This is a genomic window from Mesorhizobium sp. CC13 (assembly GCF_039907765.1).
GTDB lineage: Bacteria > Pseudomonadota > Alphaproteobacteria > Rhizobiales > Rhizobiaceae > Aminobacter.
Window position 1 is genome coordinate 1 of the sequence record NZ_JARDJI010000033.1, and the last position, 18,164, is coordinate 18,164.

Below are 18,164 nucleotides of genomic sequence, written 5' to 3' on the forward strand. Positions count from 1 at the left end.
GGTCCACATCCGCGCCCTGAATCACGCTTCACGCCCGGTGGGAACCCCTCAAATCCGATTTTCCAAACAGCCTCTTAGGAAGAGAAGCGATGGCCGACCCGACGGAGATCTGTGAAGAAATACTGCGCGCTGGAATACGCTACAACGTCGATCACAACATTCTGAGGAGTGAGAACGTTATTGCCGAGCGCCTCCTATCACGCAGGGTGGAATTGATCGACGTCTACGAAGAGCTCCATGGCAAGTTGAGCGGCCGGTCCCAAGCGCTGGACGCATTTTTCGGAGCTCTGTTGAGCACCGCTGCTTCCTGGAATCCAGATAAACTTGCTCTTGCCCGAAAAGGGAAGGAGCGCCTTGATGCGGTCAACCAGTTGATCGCAACAAAAGCCGCCGAGTTGGCGGCGCTCCTCGACGAACGGTCAGATCTCCACAATCATTCTCAGTTTCGCACCGAAACGCACTACGATGTCTGCGATGTCATAGCCGCAGCCTCGCGAGGCAATCATCTGTTCGACTGGTGGGTTCGCGAAAAGCTTGCTGCCCTGAGCGGACAATTCGATCTGAAGTATTGGCCGACGCTGGCGGATGTCGCGAGGGAGCTGGCCACGGATGCAGCGCGCGCGAGTGCACAGGCATCCGACCCAGTGACGGCAGCCGGCACCAGGGGGGCGCGGTCCTCGCTTGCCGACTTTTTGAAGGCGTTCTTTGCCTCGATCGAGGAAAACAGCAGCCGTAGTTTTGGCCCGATTCCAAATGACTTCAAGCTGACCGATGGCGCTTATGCTTCACTCGCGAACTGCGCTCTGGACCTTTCGGCGGAGACGCTTGTTGACGCGGGCTATGTCAAGCGCTTGCGCCAACGCCAGCGAGAGGCGGAGCAGCAAGACTAGCCGATTGAACGCTGCCGACCGACGCCACGCTCAAATTGTGAGAGGATCGTCACCGGAGGCCGAAACCGCCTTGCGGGTTCGGTGCGCCTCGGCGCATAGAGCCGTCCGCTCGCCAGAGCGGCTCGCCCCAGATCCCCATCGAGAAAATGAATCAATGGCTCCTGATCGATTCAGGAAACTCATTGGACGTGCACTCGCGCGTGCGGGATTCTGTCGTCATGATCGCGCAGCCCTATCAGCTCTATGTCGAGCGTACCGACACGACGAAAAACATGGCCCGGTTCTACGCCATGGCAATCGAACCGACGCTCTTCGGCGATGTGTGCCTGACGCGCCGCTGGGGCCGGATCGGCGCACAAGGTCAGATGATGAAGCACAGTTACCCCCGGGAGGAGGAAGCCGTCGACCTCTTCCTTGACTTGCTGCGCCAGAAGCGCAGTCGCGGTTATCACCCTAGGGACAGGACCGCGGTCCGGTAGCCCCATCTCGGCCGCCGAAGACACACAGCGGCAAGATCCGGCCAGGCGCGGAAGCAGTTTGGGGGCGCTGCCTCCGCGACGGCGGGGCCGGCTCAATGAGCCGGCCGGCGATCGTGGGGATTGTATTCGTGGATGATGTCGAGGTCGTCGCCGTCGTCGATCTCGTCGCTCGGAACGACGCCGTACTCATCGCCGGACTTGAAGAGCGTGACCGGGACCATCAGGGTGTAGGCGAGCTGGAAGGCGTGGTTCTGGGCGAGGGAGAGGTTGTGCGACATTGTCTTGAGGCTCCATCCGGAGCGGGCCAATTCCCGCTCGATGGCTCCGTGGAGAGCCGTCCCCGATCGCGATCACCGCGTCGGCGAAGCCGGCGCGGCGGCACGCTTTGCGTAGTCCGACCCCTTGATGAGGTGGAACGGCCCGCTCCGACAGCATCAAAGTGCTAACGTGGTCGTTGTTGCAAACGCCACAAGGAGGGACCGTTCCGTGAAAGATGTTACCACTATTGGACTGGACTTGGCGAAGCACGTCTTGCAGGCTTATGGCGCGGACGCTGACGGGACGCCGCTGTTCAACCGGAAGCTACGTCGCGCCGAGGTGCTACGCTTCTTCGAGAAATTGCCACCGTGCCTGGTCGGGATGGAAGCATGCGCGAGTGCGCACTATTGGGCGCGGGAGATCTCGGCTTTCGGCCATGACGTCAGATTGCTGCCGCCACAATACGTGAAGCCGTTCGTGAAGCGCGGCAAGACCGACGCCGCTGATGCTGAAGCCATCGCTGAGGCGATGTCGCGAAAGACGATGCGGTTCGTTCCGGTAAAGACGGCCGAACAGCAGGCTGCGGTGATGGTTCTCAGAACACGTGCCTTGCTTGTGCGGCAGCGAACCCAGGCTATCAACGCGCTACGCGCGCACATGGGTGAACTGGGGATCATCGCCCCAACGGGGATCGCAAACGTCAAGGCACTGACGGTCATCGTCCGGGAGGAAGATCTTAGACTGCCTCCAGCGGCGCGCTTTGCGCTCACCGAAATCGTCGATCAGATCGAGAGGCTTGCCGTGCAGATCGACAAGCTCGAACGTGAGATCGTCGTCCAGGCTCGTCAAGATGATGATATGCGGCGCCTTGCGACCATCCCAGGCGTCGGCGCCATCATCGCCATGGCCATAAAAGCGTTCGTTCCCGATCCCGCTGGCTTCAAATCGGCACGTCACTTCGCAGCTTGGATTGGTCTGACTCCGAAAGCGCACTCCAGCGGCGGCAAGGAGCGATTGGGCCGAATATCGAAGATGGGGAACCCGGTATTGCGATCATTACTGACAACGGGAGCAGCATCGGTCCTACGTCATGTACAGTATCGTGACCGAGTTTGGCCGTGGCTGAAGAACATGTTGGTGCGCCGCCCCTTCAAGGTCGTGGCAGTTGCGCTTGCCAATAAGATCGCCCGGATGATCTGGGCGTTGCTGAACAGAGGCGGTATCTACCGGAACCCCATAGGAATAGAGGCGGAAACCGTTGCCGCATAAGCGCACGGCCGCCAATACGAGCTGACCGGCAACAGCCGGCAGATGTGAGGTGCAAATCGGACGATGAACCACGGGACGAAATCCCGAAACAGGCAAGGCCGAAACCCGTGACGCGCAAAAAGCGCGCCCCCTTGATCCAGCCACCTGCTTCGCGGACTTCATCGGGGCCAGCGGTCATGACCGCACAAACAGGCCGGACATATGACCGCACCGTCCTCAAGTGGTGAATCGAATGAAAAGCATCCTTGCACCGCGGGCCGTTCCACATATGAGGGTTGATCGTTGAAGATCGGGGATGGACCAGGAGGTCATCGCAAAAGAGCGGAATTGGACTGCTCTGGTCTGAGCCGGTTGAAGCACGACCTCTCTTCTTCCCGGCAGCACCTCCGGCTGGCTCCATGCCCCAACCGGACCCGGCTCGCCCTCAAGGGCGCGCAGGCGATCATTCAGAGCGTGGTCGGTGTCGCTGACAGTACCGCTCCATGCCAACCTAACGATACCTGGCCCGGGACAGCGGCCTCATCGGCTGGGGAGATTTGGAGAGGCCGGGCACGGCCCTGGCTCCCGCGGGGAGAAAAGCAGAGAGGGGCGGTTTCCTCCCCTCTCACAGGGGTTTCGGGCAGGTCGATCCTGCGCGGAATCCTCTCTTCAGGAGGCGAGCCGCGCGAACATGAGAAATCCCGGCGGCTTTCGCCGCCGGGCCTCCTATTTCCGATCAAAACGGGATGTCGTCATCCATGTCGCGCTGGCCGTTCCCGCCCTCGGCCGGCTTCGCCCGGCTCAGGAAGTCGACCGTTTCGGCGATGATCTCGCACCCGTAGCGGTCGTTGCCCTGCTGATCCTTCCATTTCGTGTAGTGGATGCGGCCGCGAACCAGGACCTTCATCCCCTTTTCGCAATGCTCCAGGACCGTCTTGCCGAGGCCGTTGAAGCAGGTGATCCGGTGCCATTCGGTATCCTGCACCCGGTAGCCGTCATTATCGCGGACCACCTTGCCTTCCGAGTAGCGGGGGCGCGAGGTTGCCAGGGTGAAGTGGGTGATCTTGGTGCCGCCCTGGGTGGTGCGGGCTTCCGGGTCCTGACCGATGTTGCCAGCGAGGATAACGATGTTCTGCATTTTCAAGTCTCCGTTGCTTCTCGGAGGGACCATTCCCTCCGACACGACCCGAAAAAGGACGTCTGGAGACTCCCTGCACTGACGCCTCGGCGTCAGCTCGACCCCTAAGGCCCGGAGTGGAGCGGGCAGGCGCTTTAGCGCCAACACGGTCCGGAGCCGCGGGGGTTGCCGGAGGAAACAGAACGGACTTAGAGGATCAGTCGGTCGGAGGGATTGGCCCCCGATAGCTCGATGGAGACGAGGCGCAGAACAGCACCCTCGCTGGCGACGCCGATCAGGCCATGGCTCGCATCGGACCGGCCGCCGCTTCCAGCCCCCTTCTTCCCCGGCCTCCGCCTCAATGCGCGACTGGAAGGCAAGGTGGCTCGCTAAGGGAGCTTCCATCTGGTGCAGGCGCCGATGGCGCCATCAAGCTGCGGCTGCGCCCCGGCATGTTCCAGCGCCGCCGTGAAAGGGGAAGGTGATGGCTCGCCGCTGATTCCGACGTCCAACCGAATGGATCGATCTGCGGAGCAACTTTCGCCGTGGCAACTGACGACCATCGTCCGCTGTCGACGGGACTGCGGCCGGGAAGCCGTGCGAGATCGGTGACGACCGCTACGAGATCAATGCAGACGACATCCCGTTCTGATCGGATGGCTGGAGGTTGACGGCAAAAGCCGTCGTGATGCCCTCAGGAGCGCGGCGACGCCGATAGCCAATCGGCCGCTACCAGTATGTTGATCAGGATTGCGGAGACATCGACATGCGCTCGAGGCAAACGCCTGCAAAGCTTCCGTGCGTCTCCCCCGCGATCCGTAACATCATGGCTTGCTTCTCGACGATGAGCGCGCTGTGCAGCGGACCGTCGCCATGGTCGCTTTACGTCACCGTTCCCATGGATTGATGACAGTAAGCCCGGCCGCTGCGAAGCCGCTGGTGTCCCGTGTGGCGACCACGAGGCCCCGCGACGCGGCGATAGCTGCGATGTAGCCGTCAGCCGTGCCGATGGCCTTTCCGGATTTTTGGGCACGCGCCATCAGCTCCGCAAATGCCTTAGAGGCGTCGAGATCGAAGGGCAGGATACGGTCGGCGAACAAGGGCAACACGTCACCTTCCAGTCGATCGTGCAGCGTCGTGCGCCGCTTGCCGACGGGCATGGTCGCGATGCCGAAACGCAATTCAGCGACGGTGACGGCCGACAGATAGAGTGTCTCGATCGTCTGGGCGTCGATCCATGACAGCACCTGGGCGTTCGGGGCAGGCTTCCATGGCTCGGAGATAACGTTCGTATCGATAAGGATCATTCGAACGTCATCGGCTTGGCGGGGGTCTTGTCCCGCAACTGGTCGAAACGTTCGACGTCCTCGGCGGCAAGGCCGGCGTCCCTGCCGATCTTGGCCAAGAGGGAGCCCAGTTTGACCCGGCCTTCGGGCTTTGCCGCTTTCTCCAGAATGTCGCGAATTTCCGCTTCTGCGCTGCGGCCATGTTGTGCGGCCCGCACACGCAGGGCACGATGTACCTCGTCGGGTACATTGCGGATGGTGATGGATGCCATTGCTTGCAATCTCCAAGGATGATTGTGTTGCTATCAACGTAGCAAAATGCAATCAAAAAGGCAATTGCGGACGCGACGCGCGCCGTAGGCAGACGCCCGGTAAGGGGCGGCGCTTACGCGCCGCCGAACTTCATGACCGGGATGCCGAGCTTGCGAGCCTTGTCGGCCAGGTTGTCCTGGATGCCGGTGCCGGGGAAGTGGACGACGCCGATCGGCATCGCGTCCAGCATGGCATCGTTGCGCTTGAAGGGGGCTGCCTTGGCGTGCTTGACCCAATCGGGCTTGAAGGCGATCTGCGGCACCTTGCGATTGTCGGCCCATTTCGCGGCGATGAGTTCGGCCCCTTTCGGGCTTCCGCCATGCAGCAGCACCATGTCGGCGTGCTTGGCATGGACCTGATCCAACCTGGCCCAGATCAGGTGGTGATCGTTGAAGTCGAGACCGCCGGTGAAGGCAACTTTCGGACCGGGCGGCAAGAGGATCTCGTGCTCGACGCGCTTCTTCGCGGCGAGGAAATCCCGGCTGTCGATGAGGGCGGCGGTGAGGTTGCGATGGTTGACCATCGAGCCGGTGCGCGGCCGCCAGATCGAGTGGGTGTTGCGCTCGAAGTGCTCGGCGGCCTGGTCGCGCATGAGTTCGAAGGCGTTGCGCCGTTCGAGAAGGGTCTGGCCCTGTGCCGTCAGGCGTTCGAGCTCGACGGACTTGACCTCCGAGCCATCCTGTTCGCGCTGGAGGCGTCGCTGGGCGAGCTCGTTGTCGTCGAGTTCGCGTTCGATCCGGTCGGTGGCGCGATGGAAGAGGTTGACCGTGCCCCAGAGCAGCTCTTCCAGATCGGGTTCGAGGCGGGTGTCGGAGAGCGCCACCACGAGGGCGTCGAAGATGTCGGCGATGCTGCCGGCGATGACACGGCCTTCGGGGAGCGGCCGCGGATCGGGTTCGTCTTCGAAGGGACGGAAGCCGTAGAGCTGGAGTTCCTGAAGGAGGTGATCGGTCGGGGAGGAGGCGTGGTGCGGCTCGTATGCGGTGTCGTGATCTTCGGTCATGGCGGCTTTCCTTCGCGGTGTGGCCGCGCCCATCGCGGCCTTCATGGCGACGAAGCCCACAGGCGGGACGGGACGGCAGTCCTCGCGCTCGCGCGAGGACCTTGATGGCCAAGCCCGGCTATTTTGCCTCGCGATGCAAAGGCGGGGCTCGTCCCCGCCGGCGGAAAATAGTTGGGCGCCGCCATTGCCCGCCCGGCCCGTTTGTGGGCCGATCGCCCTCTCAGAAGGCCGTGGGTGTGGCCTCTCGACCCCGAAGGTCTTGCGCCATCACCGCAGCATCTCACAACGCCGTCCTGCCGCACCTCCTGTTCCGGCCGATCAGGCCGCTAGGGACATGAAGCGGCCGACGTCCTGCGAAGCGACCTGCAGACGCAGATGGGCCGCCAGGGCGTCAAAGCCAAGCAGCCGGAGATCCTCATTGAAGTCCCCGAGGCGCGGCGTGAGCACGATCGTCTCGATCCCGACGGCGCTGGCGCGCTCGATCAACACGGTCATCGCCTTGTCGCCGGCCGGATCGTTGTCGCGTGCGATGTAGAGCCGCCGCAGGATCTGCGGGAACAGGATGGCCGAGAGGTGCGCGGCCGAGAGCGCCGCCATTGACGGTATCTGCGTCAGGACCGATCGGACGGACAATATCGTCTCGATGCCTTCGCCGGCCGTCATCACCTCACCGCCCACCCCGAAACGAACGGCATGGCCGAGGAGGTCTCCCATCGCACGCCGCGGCGTCTCGATCGGTGCGCGGCCGAGATTGACTTCGCTGAAGCCGCCGGGATCGAGCCATGTGCGGTGTGCCCCGGTCAGCCTGCCGGAGAGGTCGGTGACGGCAGCGATCATCGCGGGCCAGGTTTCGGTCGGGTTATGCTCGTCCGGCCGGTAATAGCAGCGCGGATGGAAGCGAAGCGCGCCGGTTTCGTGCAAAGCCGTGATGCCACGCTTGCGCAGGGTCTCTTCGACGAGCGTTCCCCTAATGGGCTGCGCCATCGCGAAGAGCCGCCGTGCCGCTTCCGGTGACCCTCCTGGCGCTTGCCGGCCGTGGCCTCGACCAGGTTCGGGCTCCGGATGGGGCAGGGCGAGGAAGGCCCTCGCTTCCTGGGCGACATCCTTGAAGTCGATGAGGCCGCAACTCTCACGGATGACGTCGAGGAGATCGCCATATTCATTCGTCGCGGCGTCGATCCATCTGCCGGCTGCGCCCTTGCCGGTTTCCGGTCCCGCGAGGCGCACAAACATCGATCGGCCGGGCGTGTTGCGCACGTCGCCGACGAGCCAGTAGCGGCCTTTACGATGGCCGCTGGACAGGTAGTGACGGCAAACCGCCTCGGCCTTTCGGCCGAGACGGGCTGCAAGTTCCGAAGCGCTGAGACGAGCCATCAGGCCGCCTCCCTTTCGCCTATGCGTTCGACCGGCCAGCGGTCGAGCACGCGGCCAAGCACGTCCGGCCCGGTGCCATCGACCGGAACGAACATCCTGAGTTTCCACGAGATGATCTCGTGAAACAGCCCATAGGCGGTCAGGCGCTCCCGCATCGTGTCGGTGAAGCCGGACAGCTCGATGCGATTCGCGCCCATGACACGCACCCGCCGAAGCTGAAGCCGCTCGGCGAGATCGAGGATGGTGCGTCCCTCCATCAGCGCTGCGAAGGCCGCGTCCGACGTCAGCGAGCTGGTGCCGGTCGTGGTCGTGTTGGCCGCCCAGGCCGGCGAGACCTTGCGGCCGATGACACGCTCGCCCTGGTCGGTGTGGAGGCGATAGACGCGCGAGGATTCGAGCGGAAGCCGCTTCCAGATCGGGAGAAGGAGGCCAGTGACGACATGGATTGTGCTGTCCGAGAACTCCGGCACTTCCGCGATCTCGGCGCTCCAGGCCGTCGCGAAAGCATCCCGCTCGGCTTCGACCCAATGGGTTTCGCCCATCATCTTCACCGGGATGTTATGCCCCTCCATCGGCCGGATGAGGCGGACGCGGCGCTCGACTTCACCGTCGTCCAGCATGATGCTGGTCGTCGGGATCTGCACGGCGGCCCGGCCCGAACGCTCGTTGATGAGGAGCTTCGCACGCGGATCGTCAAGATAAGCGAGCGCAACGTCCAGCGTGACCGGGCTATTGCGCTCGCGCTGCGTGATGGTGAGCAGGCGGGTTTCCGCGCCGGTGCCCGGATGGGTGTAGATGGTCTGGCGATCGGTGACGGTGAAGGATTCCGCCGTCAGGGTTTCCAGCCCGACATCATAGGTGCCGCTGGCGATCGCGCCCTCGATTTTGGCATTCAGCAATTGCTCGAAGGCGGTGAAGAGGATGCCCTGAAGCTCGATGGTGAGCGCCAACAAGCGGTTCAGGAAGGTGGTGATCGGCGGGAGCTCGTCCTTGATGCCGGTCGAGTCCATCAGCTTCAGGCCGGTGGCGGATTCGAAGCGATCGAGTGAGCAGCCCTCGACCTTGCCGCGGATCAGCAGGAGATAGAGCTGGCGCAACGCAGCGCGGGCATAGTGGCTCTCAAGATTGTCCTCGGGACGGAAGAGCCCTTGTCCGCCGGCCTGGCGCTGACCGCGCGTGATCGCGCCGAGCGTGTCGAGGCGGCGAGCGATGGTCGAGAGAAAGCGCTTCTCGGCCTTGACGTCGGTGGCGATCGGCCGGAAGAGCGGCGGCTGCGCCTGGTTCGTGCGGTGGGTGCGGCCGAGGCCCTGAATGGCGGCATCGGCCTTCCAGCCTGGTTCCAGCAGATAGTGAACGCGCAACCGGGTGTTCCGCACCGACAGCTCGGCGTGATAGCTGCGGCCCGTTCCGCCGGCATCCGAGAAGATCAGAACGCGCTTCTGATCATCCATGAACGCCTGTGTCTCGGCGAGATTGACGGAAGCGGCGCGGTTCTCGACCACGAGGCGGTCGATGCCATCAGGATTACGCTTGCGGATGATCCGGCGCGAGCGGCCGGTCACCTCGGCGACGACATCGCTGCCGAAATGCTGGACGATCTGGTCGAGCGCGCCGGGCACCGGCGCGAGGCTGGCGAGCCGGGCGATCAGCTCGTCGCGGCGGGCGACGGCCTCGCGGCTTTCGACCGGCTGGCCATCGCGATAGACGGGGCGGGAGGAGACACTGCCGGCGCTGTCGGTGAAGGGCTCGTAGAGCTGTGTCGGGAAGGAGTGGGCGAGATAGTCGAGGACGTATTCGCGCGGCGTGATGTCGACGCGAACATCGTTCCACTCCTCGGCCGGCAGCTCGGCGAGCCGGCGTTCCATCAGCGCCTCGCCGGTCGAGACGATCTGGATCACGGCGGCATGGCCGTCCCCCAGATCGCGGCTGATCGAGCGGATCAGCGTCGGCGTCTTCATCGACGTCAGCAGATGGCCGAAGAAGCGCTGCTTGGCACTCTCGAAGGCAGAGCGGGCGGCGGACTTCGCCTGCCTGTTGAGCGTGCCGGACGAGCCGGTGATGTTGGCCGCCTCCATCGCCGCGTCGAGATTGTTGTGGATGATGGCGAAGGCGCCGGCATAGGCGTCATAGATGCGGGTCTGTTCGGGCGTCAGCTCGTGCTCGACCAGCTCGTATTCGACGCCATCGAAGGAGAGTGATCGGGCGGTGTAAAGACCGAGCGCGCGCAGGTCGCGGGCCAGCACCTCCATCGCGGCTACGCCGCCGGCCTCGATCGCCTCCACGAATTCGGCCCGCGTCGAGAACGGGAAATCCTCGCCGCCCCACAGGCCGAGGCGCTGCGCATAGGCAAGATTATGAACGGTGGTGGCTCCAGTTGCGGAGACATAGACGACACGGGCATTCGGGAGGGCGTGCTGGAGCCGCAGGCCAGCGCGTCCCTGCTGGGAAGCGGCGACATCGCCTCGTTCACCCTTGCCGCTGGCGGCGTTCTGCATCGCGTGCGCCTCGTCGAAAATGATCACTCCATCGAAGTCGGAGCCCAACCATTCGACGATCTGCTTGACGCGGGAAAGCTTCTCGCCACGGTCGTCGGAACGTAGCGTGGCATAGGTTGTAAATAGGACGCCTTCCGAGAGCGCGACGGCCTTCCCCTGCTGGAAGCGCGAGAGAGGGGAGACCAGCAACCGCTCCATGCCGAGCGCCGACCAGTCGCGTTGCGCATCCTCCAGCAGCTTGTCGGATTTGGAGATCCAGACGGCCTTGCGGCGTCCCTGAAGCCAGTTATCGAGGATGATCGCGGCCGACTGGCGGCCCTTGCCGACGCCGGTGCCGTCGCCGATCATGAAGCCGCGCCGGAAGCGCACGGCGTTCCTAGCCTCCTCGCGCGCGGCGGTGACGACATCGAAGGTGTCGTCCAGCGTCCACGTTCCGGCGAGAAAATCGGCATGGGCCTCGCCGGCATAGATCACCGTCTCCAACTGTGCGTCGGACAGGAGGTCGTGAACATTGGCGGGAAGGTGCGGGCGATAGCTCGGCTTAGGCGGCGCGACGGAGGCCATCGCCGCCGACTGCACGAGCTTGGTCGGATGGGCCTGGGAGCCAGAAATACGGATCGCCTGCAATCCGTATTCCTCATAGATGGCGTCGGAGATGTGGCCGCCTTCCTCGGCCTGCCAGTCGACGGTCTCGTAATCGAGCACGACGCCTTCCGGTTCGGCCATGGTCGCGGCCGGCGCGACCCTCGCTGCGCGATTGAGATAGCCGCGCACGCTGCGCGGCGCCGGCGGCGGATTCGGCTGGGCAACGACGGAGGGATCGACGGGAAGCCGTGCGGGAAGATACGCGCCGACCCAGGCCATCAGCGTCTCGGCGTCTTGCGCTATGCCGGGCGAGGCCGGAAAGGCGGTCGGGTCGTCGGCCGCGAGCTTGTCGATGACGGTCAGGCGCGTCGCGAAGGTCGTGCCGTGCTTGGCATAGACCGAGCCGTCGATCGCGGCCGAGAAGACAACGCGCCCGCGCTCCTGCAGGCGGGTGAAGGCGGAAGCCCAGGCCGGATTGTCCGGAGAGAAGTTCGCGCCGGTGATCGTGACGAGGCGGCCGCCGGGGGCGAGGCGCGCCAGGGCCGAAGCAACGTGGCGGAAGGCGGCGTCGGCGACGCGGCCCTCGATATGCGCCATGACCGAGAAGGGCGGGTTCATCAGCACGACGGAGGGAATGACGGCCGCATCCAGATGATCGTCGATCTGCGCGGCATCGAAGCGGGTGACGGGAACGGCCGGAAAGAGGGAGGAGAGGAGCGTGGCGCGCATCTCCGCCAGCTCGTTGAGGACGAGCGAGCCGCCCGCGATCTCGGCGAGGATGGCGAGAAGCCCTGTGCCGGCGGACGGCTCCAGAACGCGGTCGGCCGGCGTGATTGCGGCGGCCGCCACGGCGACGAGGCCGAGCGGGATCGGCGTCGAGAACTGCTGGAAAGCCTGGCTCTCTTCAGAGCGGCGCGTATGTGTTGGGAGGAGGCCGGAGATCTTGCCGAGGAGCGGCGGGGCGAGGGCCGGAGAGCCGGCTTTGCGCAAAAGCGCCTTGCCGAATTTGCGCAGGAACAGGACGGTCGCCGCCTCGCAGGCTTCATAGGCGAGCTTCCAGTCCCAGGCGCCGGTGGCGTCGGATGCGCCGAAGGCCGTTTCCATGGCGCCACGCAGCACGGCGGCGTCGACACGCGCGCCGCGCTCGAGATGGGGAAGTAGAAGAAGCGCCGCCGCACGGACGCAGGCAGCGGGATCGGCAGGTGCGGAAATGGGAGCCGCCGGAAGGGTATCGGCGACGGGGAACAGGGCGTTCATGGGAGATCCTCGGGAGAGCTGGAACGGGAAAGCCCGTGGTCGCTCTCTCTCGGACCGGACGGGCTCAAACCCGTCCCGGCCATTCTCTCCCTCTCCGGTCCGGCCCTGCCCGACCGTCACCACGGGTCAGCGCAGCGGGACTGCAGCGTACCCCGACGCCGAACGAGAAGCCTTGGTCAGCCGAAGCGGCGTCCGCTTTCCGTGAAAGTGTATTCGTTGGCGATGATCGTCTCGTCGACGGCCTCATCGGAGGTGAGGTAGTCGTATTCGCGTTCGAGCTGGCGATAGACCCACCGGGCAAGATCGCGCAACGCCTCGATGACGACCTCCTCGGCATCGTCGGTCATGTCCTGACAGGTGGGACTGCCACGCTCGACAGAAATCGCCATGCAATACTCGTGATAATAATGCCCGCGATGGCTGGCTTCGGCGCGAAGCTGGAAGAAGTTACGGCGCTGGATCGCCTGAAGGGCGTCGGCGATCTCATGCAGCTTCCTGTCCCGCGGGGCAAAGGCGCGGATCTCGGCCGCGGCGTTCTTGCCGTAGGCATAATGGCATTCGAACGATGCCCCGTCGCTCTGGCTGCAAAAACCGGAGAACCAGATGCGAGGCTCCTGGCGTATGCCGCCGCCATGGAGGTGAACGGCGCGCGTCTTGAAGGTGATGCCGAGGATTTCCGCGATGCGCTGGAAATCTTCGTAGACGGCGTCGTACCAGTCGTAGTCGAAACCGCCTTCACGATACCAGCCGCGAGCGGTGTCTTTCGCCGCGTCGGATAACTCGTCGAGGCGATAGACGGTCGTTTCGATGATCTCAGGCATCGCCGTCGCCTCCGTCCAGCACATCGGCAAGCCAGCCATCGGTATAGGTGCAGGCGACGGTCTCGCCGACGCCGGCCGCGAGATCGGTCAATCTGGCGACCTTCTCGCAGGCGGTGTGAATGTCGCTATCGGTCACGGCATCCATCGACACGCCGGGGAACTCGGAGCGAGCTGCGACGATCGCCGCGATCCGGTCGCGAACGCGGCTCTCCTCGAGCCGCGCCAGGACATGGGCTGGCGGTGGGAGGCCCGCCGGCATATCCAGGTCGCGCGCTCCGGCCAGGATCGCCTCGCCGCGGGCGACGGCCGAGGAGGTGCGTGCAGCGAGGACGTCGGCGACGATCATCTTGAGCAGACCGAGCAGGGTTTCGAAATGCTCGGCCTTGCGCTGGACCATTTCCCCGAAATGCGCGGGAACCGGGATCGGCGGACGGGAATAGGCTGCGTCGGCGCCCGCCCATATGCCCGTGACATAGCTCTCGCCGGCGCTGTCGTGGTCGAATTTGCCGGCCATCCACTCCTCGTCCTCGATGGCGAGGCGGCAGGCATTGGCTACGGTGTCGGCGGTATAGGTGCGGTGACGATAGACAGGGAGGTGGTACGTCACCTCGATGGTGAATTCGGCCATGGAACGTCTCCTGAAACGAGAACGCCCGGCGCGAAGGGCCGGGGCAGTTGATGGGGAATGCGAAGTGGAAGAATGGGCTGCGACGCCGCCGGCGGCTCATGCCGCCGCGAGCAGTGCCGCGCGGGCCGTCGAACGCCAGTCGGGATGAACGAGGCGGCCTTCGAGAACGCTGGCGCGGAAGCGCAGCGTTCGAGCGGCATCATGATTGTTCGATGCCGCCTCGATGGAGGCTTCGCCGCGCAGCCGGGAGGCGGTTTCCACGACGCGCCGGGCCTCGCCATCGGAGGCGACGGGATCGCACCATCTGATCGTGCCGCCGCAGGGTTCGCCGGCCAGCACCTGGCACTGTTCGTCGTCATGGACGATGAAGAGACGCGGCAGGAAGCCGACGGCGCTGTCGTCGCCGATCTCGATCCGGTCCTGGCGCGCGAGCCGCTCGACAGTGGCGATGGTGCTATCGAGGCTATCGCATTCGGTGAGAGTGACGGTGCGCGGCGCCGAATAGGCGCTGGAATGGTGATCGCCTTCCAGATAGCGCGCTTCGCCGAGGCAGATGACCCGCAGTGGGAGCTTGCGTGCCGCAGCGAGGGCCGCCACGGCGCGCGCCGTGGCGGCATGAAACCCGGTGGGGGTTGGGATGGGGAAGAGGGCGTTCATCGGCATGTCTCCATGACGGGCGCCGGGAGCCACTCTCCCAATCCACAATCCCGTCACGGCCGAACGAACCGTCCTCTCCCTCTCTCCTCTTCGGTCTGCCGGCCGGTGGCCGACATGGAAAAAGCGCCCCACCAAAGGATGGGGCGCCGCGATGGTTCAATCGATCGCCTAATAGATTGCCGATGCCTCGGCATGTCCGTCGACATAGGCGTGGAGGTGGGCGTAGCCCTCGGCAAGAAGATCGGATTGGAACCGGAAGGAGAGGTGCGAGAAGGTGAAGAGCGTGGCGATGATCCCGGCCGCCTCCGCCGACACCTCACCCTGATATTCGGTGATCTCGCTTTCGATGCGGAAGCGCTTCTCTGAGGCCGGCGCGAGGAACAGGGGCTGGCCGTCGAGCTCGTAGAAGTTCCAGAAGCCGCCGCCATAGTCGCGCGGGCTGAGCCGCTCCATGATGGAATAGACGGCGTTTTCGCCGACAATCAGGAGCCGCAGGCCGAGCATGGCCGGCAGGAATGACGGGCGGCGTTCTTCCGGAACGAGTGTGGCGCGGACGGGAACGATGGTGTCGATTGCCATGGTGCAGTTTCTCCAGAGAGGGACAGGGACGAGTTCCGGGCAACCTCTCTTCATCGCCCGGTTCACCCGGGCCCGGCGATCCTCTCCCTCTCGCCACGATGGCCCGGCGGAACGGTTGGCCCGCCCTGCCGCCTCGCCCCCTCCACGGCAGCCTTCGCCTCTCGATGGCAGGGCATAAAAAATGTCCGGCGCTCGCTGCGGCGCCGGGCATTGCGCATTGCGTTCAGATTTCCGAGTCGGAATCCTCTTCGTTCACCGCAAGCTCCGAGAGGTGGGCAAGCAGCAGCTGCGATTGACGGGCGGCCTCAAGCCATCGGGCTATCAGCAGGATGAGCGTAAAGCTGTCCCATCCTGCCCCACCGGCGATCCGTTCGATCTCCTGATGAGTTTCGTTGCACATCAGGCTGCCGCCCTGCCTTCGACTACATCGGCGCCAACCTCGTCGGGGCAGACTGGTTCCAGGCGGGTATTGCGGTAGCGAGCTTTCGCCAGCCACAGCTCGGCCGCTATCGGGTCCTCGGCGAGATACAGAAGTTCGACATTCTCGCCGACGGTCTGGACGATGCGGACCTGGCCAAGGCGCGGGCGCTCGATCACACGGAACGTCAGATAGCTGTCTATCCCGTAGGTCCGCATGATTGTGACGAGGATGATGCCGTTTTGGCCGAAATTACCTTCCTGCAGGGTGAAGCACGGCGTCGTCGTGTAGGTCGGGCGCTCATGCGCCGGTTCCTTGCGTACGAGGCGGCCGACACCGTTGCGAAGCTCCCAGCTCGCCAGCTTCTTGGCGAAGCGCGCCGGCGGCTTGGGGGTTCCGTCGTTGTAGGCGACGAGGGAACCAAGGGGAGCGATATCGAAAATCAGAGACGCGGACATGGATGGTGACTCCGGAAATGAAATGGCCCCGGTTCGGGACCGGGGCGCGTGAAAGGAGGAAGAAGGGAAGGGGCGGCCGGTGCCGCCCCGCCGGTAGTCATTCGGCCGCGACGAGATGGTGGCCTTCCTCGAAGCCGCCGGTGTCATCGTCGCCGGCCAGGAATTCCGGCAGCGCGGTGTCATCGCCCTCGGCCTCGCCGTTGGCCGTTTCGCCATCGAGGTCGACGAGGCGCAGCGGCTCGGGCAGCCAGCCCGTATCGGCCAAAAGGCGCTCGGCCTCCTTGGCCATGTCGGCCTTCTTCAGATGGTCGATGAGCTGGGCCGCACGCTCGCCCGCGCCTTCATGAATGGCCGCGAGGATGCGGGTCTTGGTGACGCGCCCCAGATAATTCTCGACCGTGGGCCTCCATCCAGCGTCGACCACCATGTCGAAGCCGGTGGCGCGGGCGACGCGATCGGCGCCCGCCAGGCGGAGATCAAGGCCATGCTGCGAGACGCCGGTGCCACTATAGGGATTCGGACGCTCGTAGAGCGCGTTGACCCCATAGCTGACGCAATGGGCAAGGAGTGCCATGCGGCTTGCATCGTCGAGTGCGGCAATCCAGTCCCAGACAGCCGCCTCGTCGGAAGGCAGGTCCGACTTCCAGGCGTCGTAGCGCTCGTTGATCGCCTTGGCCGACGGGCTGTCGTTGAGATCCGAGCCCTGCGCCGAGAAATACTTCTGACGCACGAAGATCTCGAGGCATCCGGTCGGAGCGGAATAATGATACCGCTCCATCACCATGCGATGGAGGAGCGCCGTCATCGCGACATGGGGATTGTTGGCAAGCGCGTCCTGCAGCGCAAGCGTGCGATGGGCCGTGAGCTCGATGACGAGCCGTTCGGGCAGCGGCTTGACGCCGTCGTCCTCGTCCTCCTCCTCGGACTCCGCCGGCTGACCGCCGATGGTGATGACGGCGCGCTGCGCCTCGCCGCCAGTGCCGGCGGCAGCTCCCTCGGCTCCGACTTCGGTCTCGTCGCCTTCGCCATCGACAGTAGCGACAGGCTCGTCCTCGGGACGGACATAGCCGCGATCCACGACAAGCTCGCCGTTGCGGTCGATGCTGATGAAGACGCCGGCGCGGGCGATCTCGGCCGGATCGTAAACGACCGGCCGCTTCTCGAAGTCGGCCAGGTCGCACTCGATCTCGCCGAGCCGCTGATCGATTTCATCGGGCAGCTCGTCGTAGTCGGCATATTCGTTTTCGAGACGCTCCTGCTCGTCGCGCAGCGCGTCGCGGGCGGCGCGCTCCTCGTCGGTCAGGTCGACGAAGCTGCCGGTGAGCGCGCGATGGCCGTTGTCATAGCCGTAGGGAAGATTGACGTCGACGGCGATCCACTTCCAGCCCTCGGCGGCCACCTCATCGGCGATGGTCTTCAGCTTGTCGGAGACCAGGCGATCGAGAAGCGCCACGTCCTCCAGCGAGCCGCCGTCGCCATCGGAGAAGAGATCGCGCAGCATAATGCCGCCAGCCGCCTGATAGGCATCCACGCCGACGAAACGCACCCGCTTCTCGTCGGAGGGCACGGTGGTCTGGGTCAGGAGCTGACGGACGTGCCAAGGCTGGCGGTTGTAGGAGTGCTGGAGAGATTCCCAGACCTGTTCCTGGCGCGCATGATCGGGATTGACCGTGAAAGCTTCCAGCATCGCCAGCGGCATTTCGTTGCGCGCATAGATGTCGAGGAGGGTCGGCGAGACGCAGGCAAGGCGAAGGCGCTGGGTGATGTAGCGCGGCGTGGTGCGGTAGGCGTCGGCGATTTCGTCCTTCGTCATGCCGCCGTCGACCATGCGCTTGAACGCCTTGAACTGGTCGAGCGGATGGAGCGCGAGGCGCAGCATGTTTTCCGCGAGCGAGTCATCGACCGCCGAGGTCTTGGCGTTCGCTTTCTTGACGAGGCAGGGAACGAGCCCTTCGGCGGGGAAACGACCGGCTTCGACCAGACGCGCGATCGCGCGGTAGCGGCGCCCGCCGGCCGGGGTCTCGAAATCGCCGGTCTCGTTGCCCCTGGCATCGAGAACGGCGCGGACGTTGAGACCCTGCACGATGTCCTCGCGGCGGTCGATGTCATGGGTGAGATCGTCGAGACCGGCTTCGACGTCGGTTTCGCGGACGTTGCTGTCCGAGAGCCGGATGCGGTTGAAGGGGATGTCGCGCGAGCGCGAGAACTCGATCATCGCGACGGTGAGCTTCTTCTTTTTCGCAACTCTGGCCATGGTGGTTTCTCCGCGACGGGCGCCGAGAGCCTCTCTCTCCGCTAT

Annotated in this window: 17 protein-coding genes; 3 read left to right on the plus strand and 14 right to left on the minus strand. The window is 64.6% G+C overall.

What is annotated here, in order from left to right:
* The first annotated feature begins 89 nt into the window (after nt 1-89).
* Together PV773_RS24095 and PV773_RS24100 are read left to right on the plus strand one after the other, a co-directional pair.
* Nucleotides 90-890 carry a hypothetical protein gene (locus PV773_RS24095; RefSeq protein ID WP_347968805.1) on the plus strand — a complete coding sequence of 267 codons (801 nt, stop codon included), beginning with the start codon at nt 90-92 and terminating at the stop codon, nt 888-890.
* Between the two features lie 218 nt (nt 891-1,108).
* On the plus strand, nt 1,109-1,369 hold the full coding sequence (locus PV773_RS24100; protein ID WP_347968806.1) for a WGR domain-containing protein: 261 nt from the start codon (nt 1,109-1,111) through the stop codon (nt 1,367-1,369).
* Nucleotides 1,370-1,461: 92 nt separating this feature from the next.
* Here the strand turns inward: PV773_RS24100 and PV773_RS24105 are convergent, their stop codons facing one another.
* Nucleotides 1,462-1,647: a hypothetical protein gene (locus tag PV773_RS24105; RefSeq protein WP_347968807.1), complete on the minus strand. Its 186-nt coding sequence runs from the start codon at nt 1,645-1,647 to the stop codon at nt 1,462-1,464.
* Nucleotides 1,648-1,855: 208 nt separating this feature from the next.
* Between PV773_RS24105 and PV773_RS24110 the strand changes: the two genes are divergently transcribed.
* On the plus strand, nt 1,856-2,896 hold the full coding sequence (locus tag PV773_RS24110; RefSeq protein WP_347968808.1) for an IS110 family transposase: 1,041 nt from the start codon (nt 1,856-1,858) through the stop codon (nt 2,894-2,896).
* Nucleotides 2,897-3,611: 715 nt separating this feature from the next.
* Here the strand turns inward: PV773_RS24110 and PV773_RS24115 are convergent.
* The 13 genes from PV773_RS24115 to PV773_RS24175 all read right to left on the minus strand — a co-directional run bounded on the left by PV773_RS24115 (nt 3,612) and on the right by PV773_RS24175 (nt 18,119).
* Entirely contained in the window at nt 3,612-4,013 is a 402-nt protein-coding gene (locus PV773_RS24115; protein ID WP_347968809.1) for a single-stranded DNA-binding protein, read from the minus strand.
* A gap of 866 nt (nt 4,014-4,879) precedes the next feature.
* Nucleotides 4,880-5,299 carry a type II toxin-antitoxin system VapC family toxin gene (locus PV773_RS24120; protein ID WP_347968810.1) on the minus strand — a complete coding sequence of 140 codons (420 nt, stop codon included), beginning with the start codon at nt 5,297-5,299 and terminating at the stop codon, nt 4,880-4,882.
* Nucleotides 5,296-5,550, minus strand: a complete 255-nt coding sequence (locus PV773_RS24125; RefSeq protein ID WP_347968811.1) for an Arc family DNA-binding protein — start codon at nt 5,548-5,550, stop codon at nt 5,296-5,298. Before PV773_RS24125 ends, PV773_RS24120 begins: the two co-directional genes overlap by 4 nt.
* 113 nt (nt 5,551-5,663) lie before the next feature.
* The gene (locus PV773_RS24130; protein ID WP_347968812.1) at nt 5,664-6,593 is read right to left on the minus strand and encodes a DUF2493 domain-containing protein; all 930 of its coding nucleotides are present in this window, start codon (nt 6,591-6,593) and stop codon (nt 5,664-5,666) included.
* 318 nt (nt 6,594-6,911) lie between these two features.
* Entirely contained in the window at nt 6,912-7,967 is a 1,056-nt protein-coding gene (locus tag PV773_RS24135; protein WP_347968813.1) for a toprim domain-containing protein, read from the minus strand.
* Nucleotides 7,967-12,304, minus strand: a complete 4,338-nt coding sequence (locus PV773_RS24140) for a strawberry notch family protein (protein WP_347968814.1) — start codon at nt 12,302-12,304, stop codon at nt 7,967-7,969. Before PV773_RS24140 ends, PV773_RS24135 begins: the two co-directional genes overlap by 1 nt.
* A 176-nt stretch (nt 12,305-12,480) precedes the next feature.
* A complete protein-coding gene (locus PV773_RS24145; RefSeq protein ID WP_347968815.1) occupies nt 12,481-13,125 on the minus strand; it encodes an antitoxin of toxin-antitoxin stability system in 645 nt (214 codons plus the stop codon).
* Complete coding sequence (locus PV773_RS24150; RefSeq protein WP_347968816.1) at nt 13,118-13,753, minus strand: hypothetical protein; 636 nt, start codon at nt 13,751-13,753, stop codon at nt 13,118-13,120. The genes PV773_RS24145 and PV773_RS24150 overlap by 8 nt, the downstream gene beginning before the upstream one ends.
* Nucleotides 13,754-13,849: 96 nt before the next feature.
* On the minus strand, nt 13,850-14,410 hold the full coding sequence (locus tag PV773_RS24155) for a hypothetical protein (RefSeq protein WP_347968817.1): 561 nt from the start codon (nt 14,408-14,410) through the stop codon (nt 13,850-13,852).
* A 168-nt stretch (nt 14,411-14,578) separates the two neighbouring features.
* On the minus strand, nt 14,579-14,989 hold the full coding sequence (locus PV773_RS24160) for an antirestriction protein (protein WP_347968818.1): 411 nt from the start codon (nt 14,987-14,989) through the stop codon (nt 14,579-14,581).
* A gap of 223 nt (nt 14,990-15,212) precedes the next feature.
* Nucleotides 15,213-15,389 (minus strand): hypothetical protein, encoded by a 177-nt coding sequence (locus tag PV773_RS24165; RefSeq protein WP_347968819.1) that lies wholly within the window; start codon nt 15,387-15,389, stop codon nt 15,213-15,215.
* The gene (locus PV773_RS24170) at nt 15,389-15,865 is read right to left on the minus strand and encodes a hypothetical protein (RefSeq protein WP_347968820.1); all 477 of its coding nucleotides are present in this window, start codon (nt 15,863-15,865) and stop codon (nt 15,389-15,391) included. Before PV773_RS24170 ends, PV773_RS24165 begins: the two co-directional genes overlap by 1 nt.
* Before the next feature lie 97 nt (nt 15,866-15,962).
* Nucleotides 15,963-18,119: a chromosome partitioning protein ParB gene (locus PV773_RS24175; RefSeq protein WP_347968821.1), complete on the minus strand. Its 2,157-nt coding sequence runs from the start codon at nt 18,117-18,119 to the stop codon at nt 15,963-15,965.
* Nucleotides 18,120-18,164 lie beyond the last annotated feature (45 nt).

Coding starts and splice junctions, on each gene's coding strand:
- PV773_RS24160 (WP_347968818.1), bottom strand. CDS start 14,989: ATGGCAATCGACACCATCGTTCCCGTCCGCGCCACACTCGTTCCGGAA.
- PV773_RS24135 (WP_347968813.1), bottom strand. CDS start 7,967: ATGGCTCGTCTCAGCGCTTCGGAACTTGCAGCCCGTCTCGGCCGAAAG.
- PV773_RS24155 (WP_347968817.1), bottom strand. CDS start 14,410: ATGAACGCCCTCTTCCCCATCCCAACCCCCACCGGGTTTCATGCCGCC.
- PV773_RS24175 (WP_347968821.1), bottom strand. CDS start 18,119: ATGGCCAGAGTTGCGAAAAAGAAGAAGCTCACCGTCGCGATGATCGAG.
- PV773_RS24145 (WP_347968815.1), bottom strand. CDS start 13,125: ATGCCTGAGATCATCGAAACGACCGTCTATCGCCTCGACGAGTTATCC.
- PV773_RS24095 (WP_347968805.1), top strand. CDS start 90: ATGGCCGACCCGACGGAGATCTGTGAAGAAATACTGCGCGCTGGAATA.
- PV773_RS24170 (WP_347968820.1), bottom strand. CDS start 15,865: ATGTCCGCGTCTCTGATTTTCGATATCGCTCCCCTTGGTTCCCTCGTC.
- PV773_RS24165 (WP_347968819.1), bottom strand. CDS start 15,389: ATGTGCAACGAAACTCATCAGGAGATCGAACGGATCGCCGGTGGGGCA.
- PV773_RS24115 (WP_347968809.1), bottom strand. CDS start 4,013: ATGCAGAACATCGTTATCCTCGCTGGCAACATCGGTCAGGACCCGGAA.
- PV773_RS24100 (WP_347968806.1), top strand. CDS start 1,109: ATGATCGCGCAGCCCTATCAGCTCTATGTCGAGCGTACCGACACGACG.
- PV773_RS24140 (WP_347968814.1), bottom strand. CDS start 12,304: ATGAACGCCCTGTTCCCCGTCGCCGATACCCTTCCGGCGGCTCCCATT.
- PV773_RS24125 (WP_347968811.1), bottom strand. CDS start 5,550: ATGGCATCCATCACCATCCGCAATGTACCCGACGAGGTACATCGTGCC.
- PV773_RS24120 (WP_347968810.1), bottom strand. CDS start 5,299: ATGATCCTTATCGATACGAACGTTATCTCCGAGCCATGGAAGCCTGCC.
- PV773_RS24130 (WP_347968812.1), bottom strand. CDS start 6,593: ATGACCGAAGATCACGACACCGCATACGAGCCGCACCACGCCTCCTCC.
- PV773_RS24150 (WP_347968816.1), bottom strand. CDS start 13,753: ATGGCCGAATTCACCATCGAGGTGACGTACCACCTCCCTGTCTATCGT.
- PV773_RS24105 (WP_347968807.1), bottom strand. CDS start 1,647: ATGTCGCACAACCTCTCCCTCGCCCAGAACCACGCCTTCCAGCTCGCC.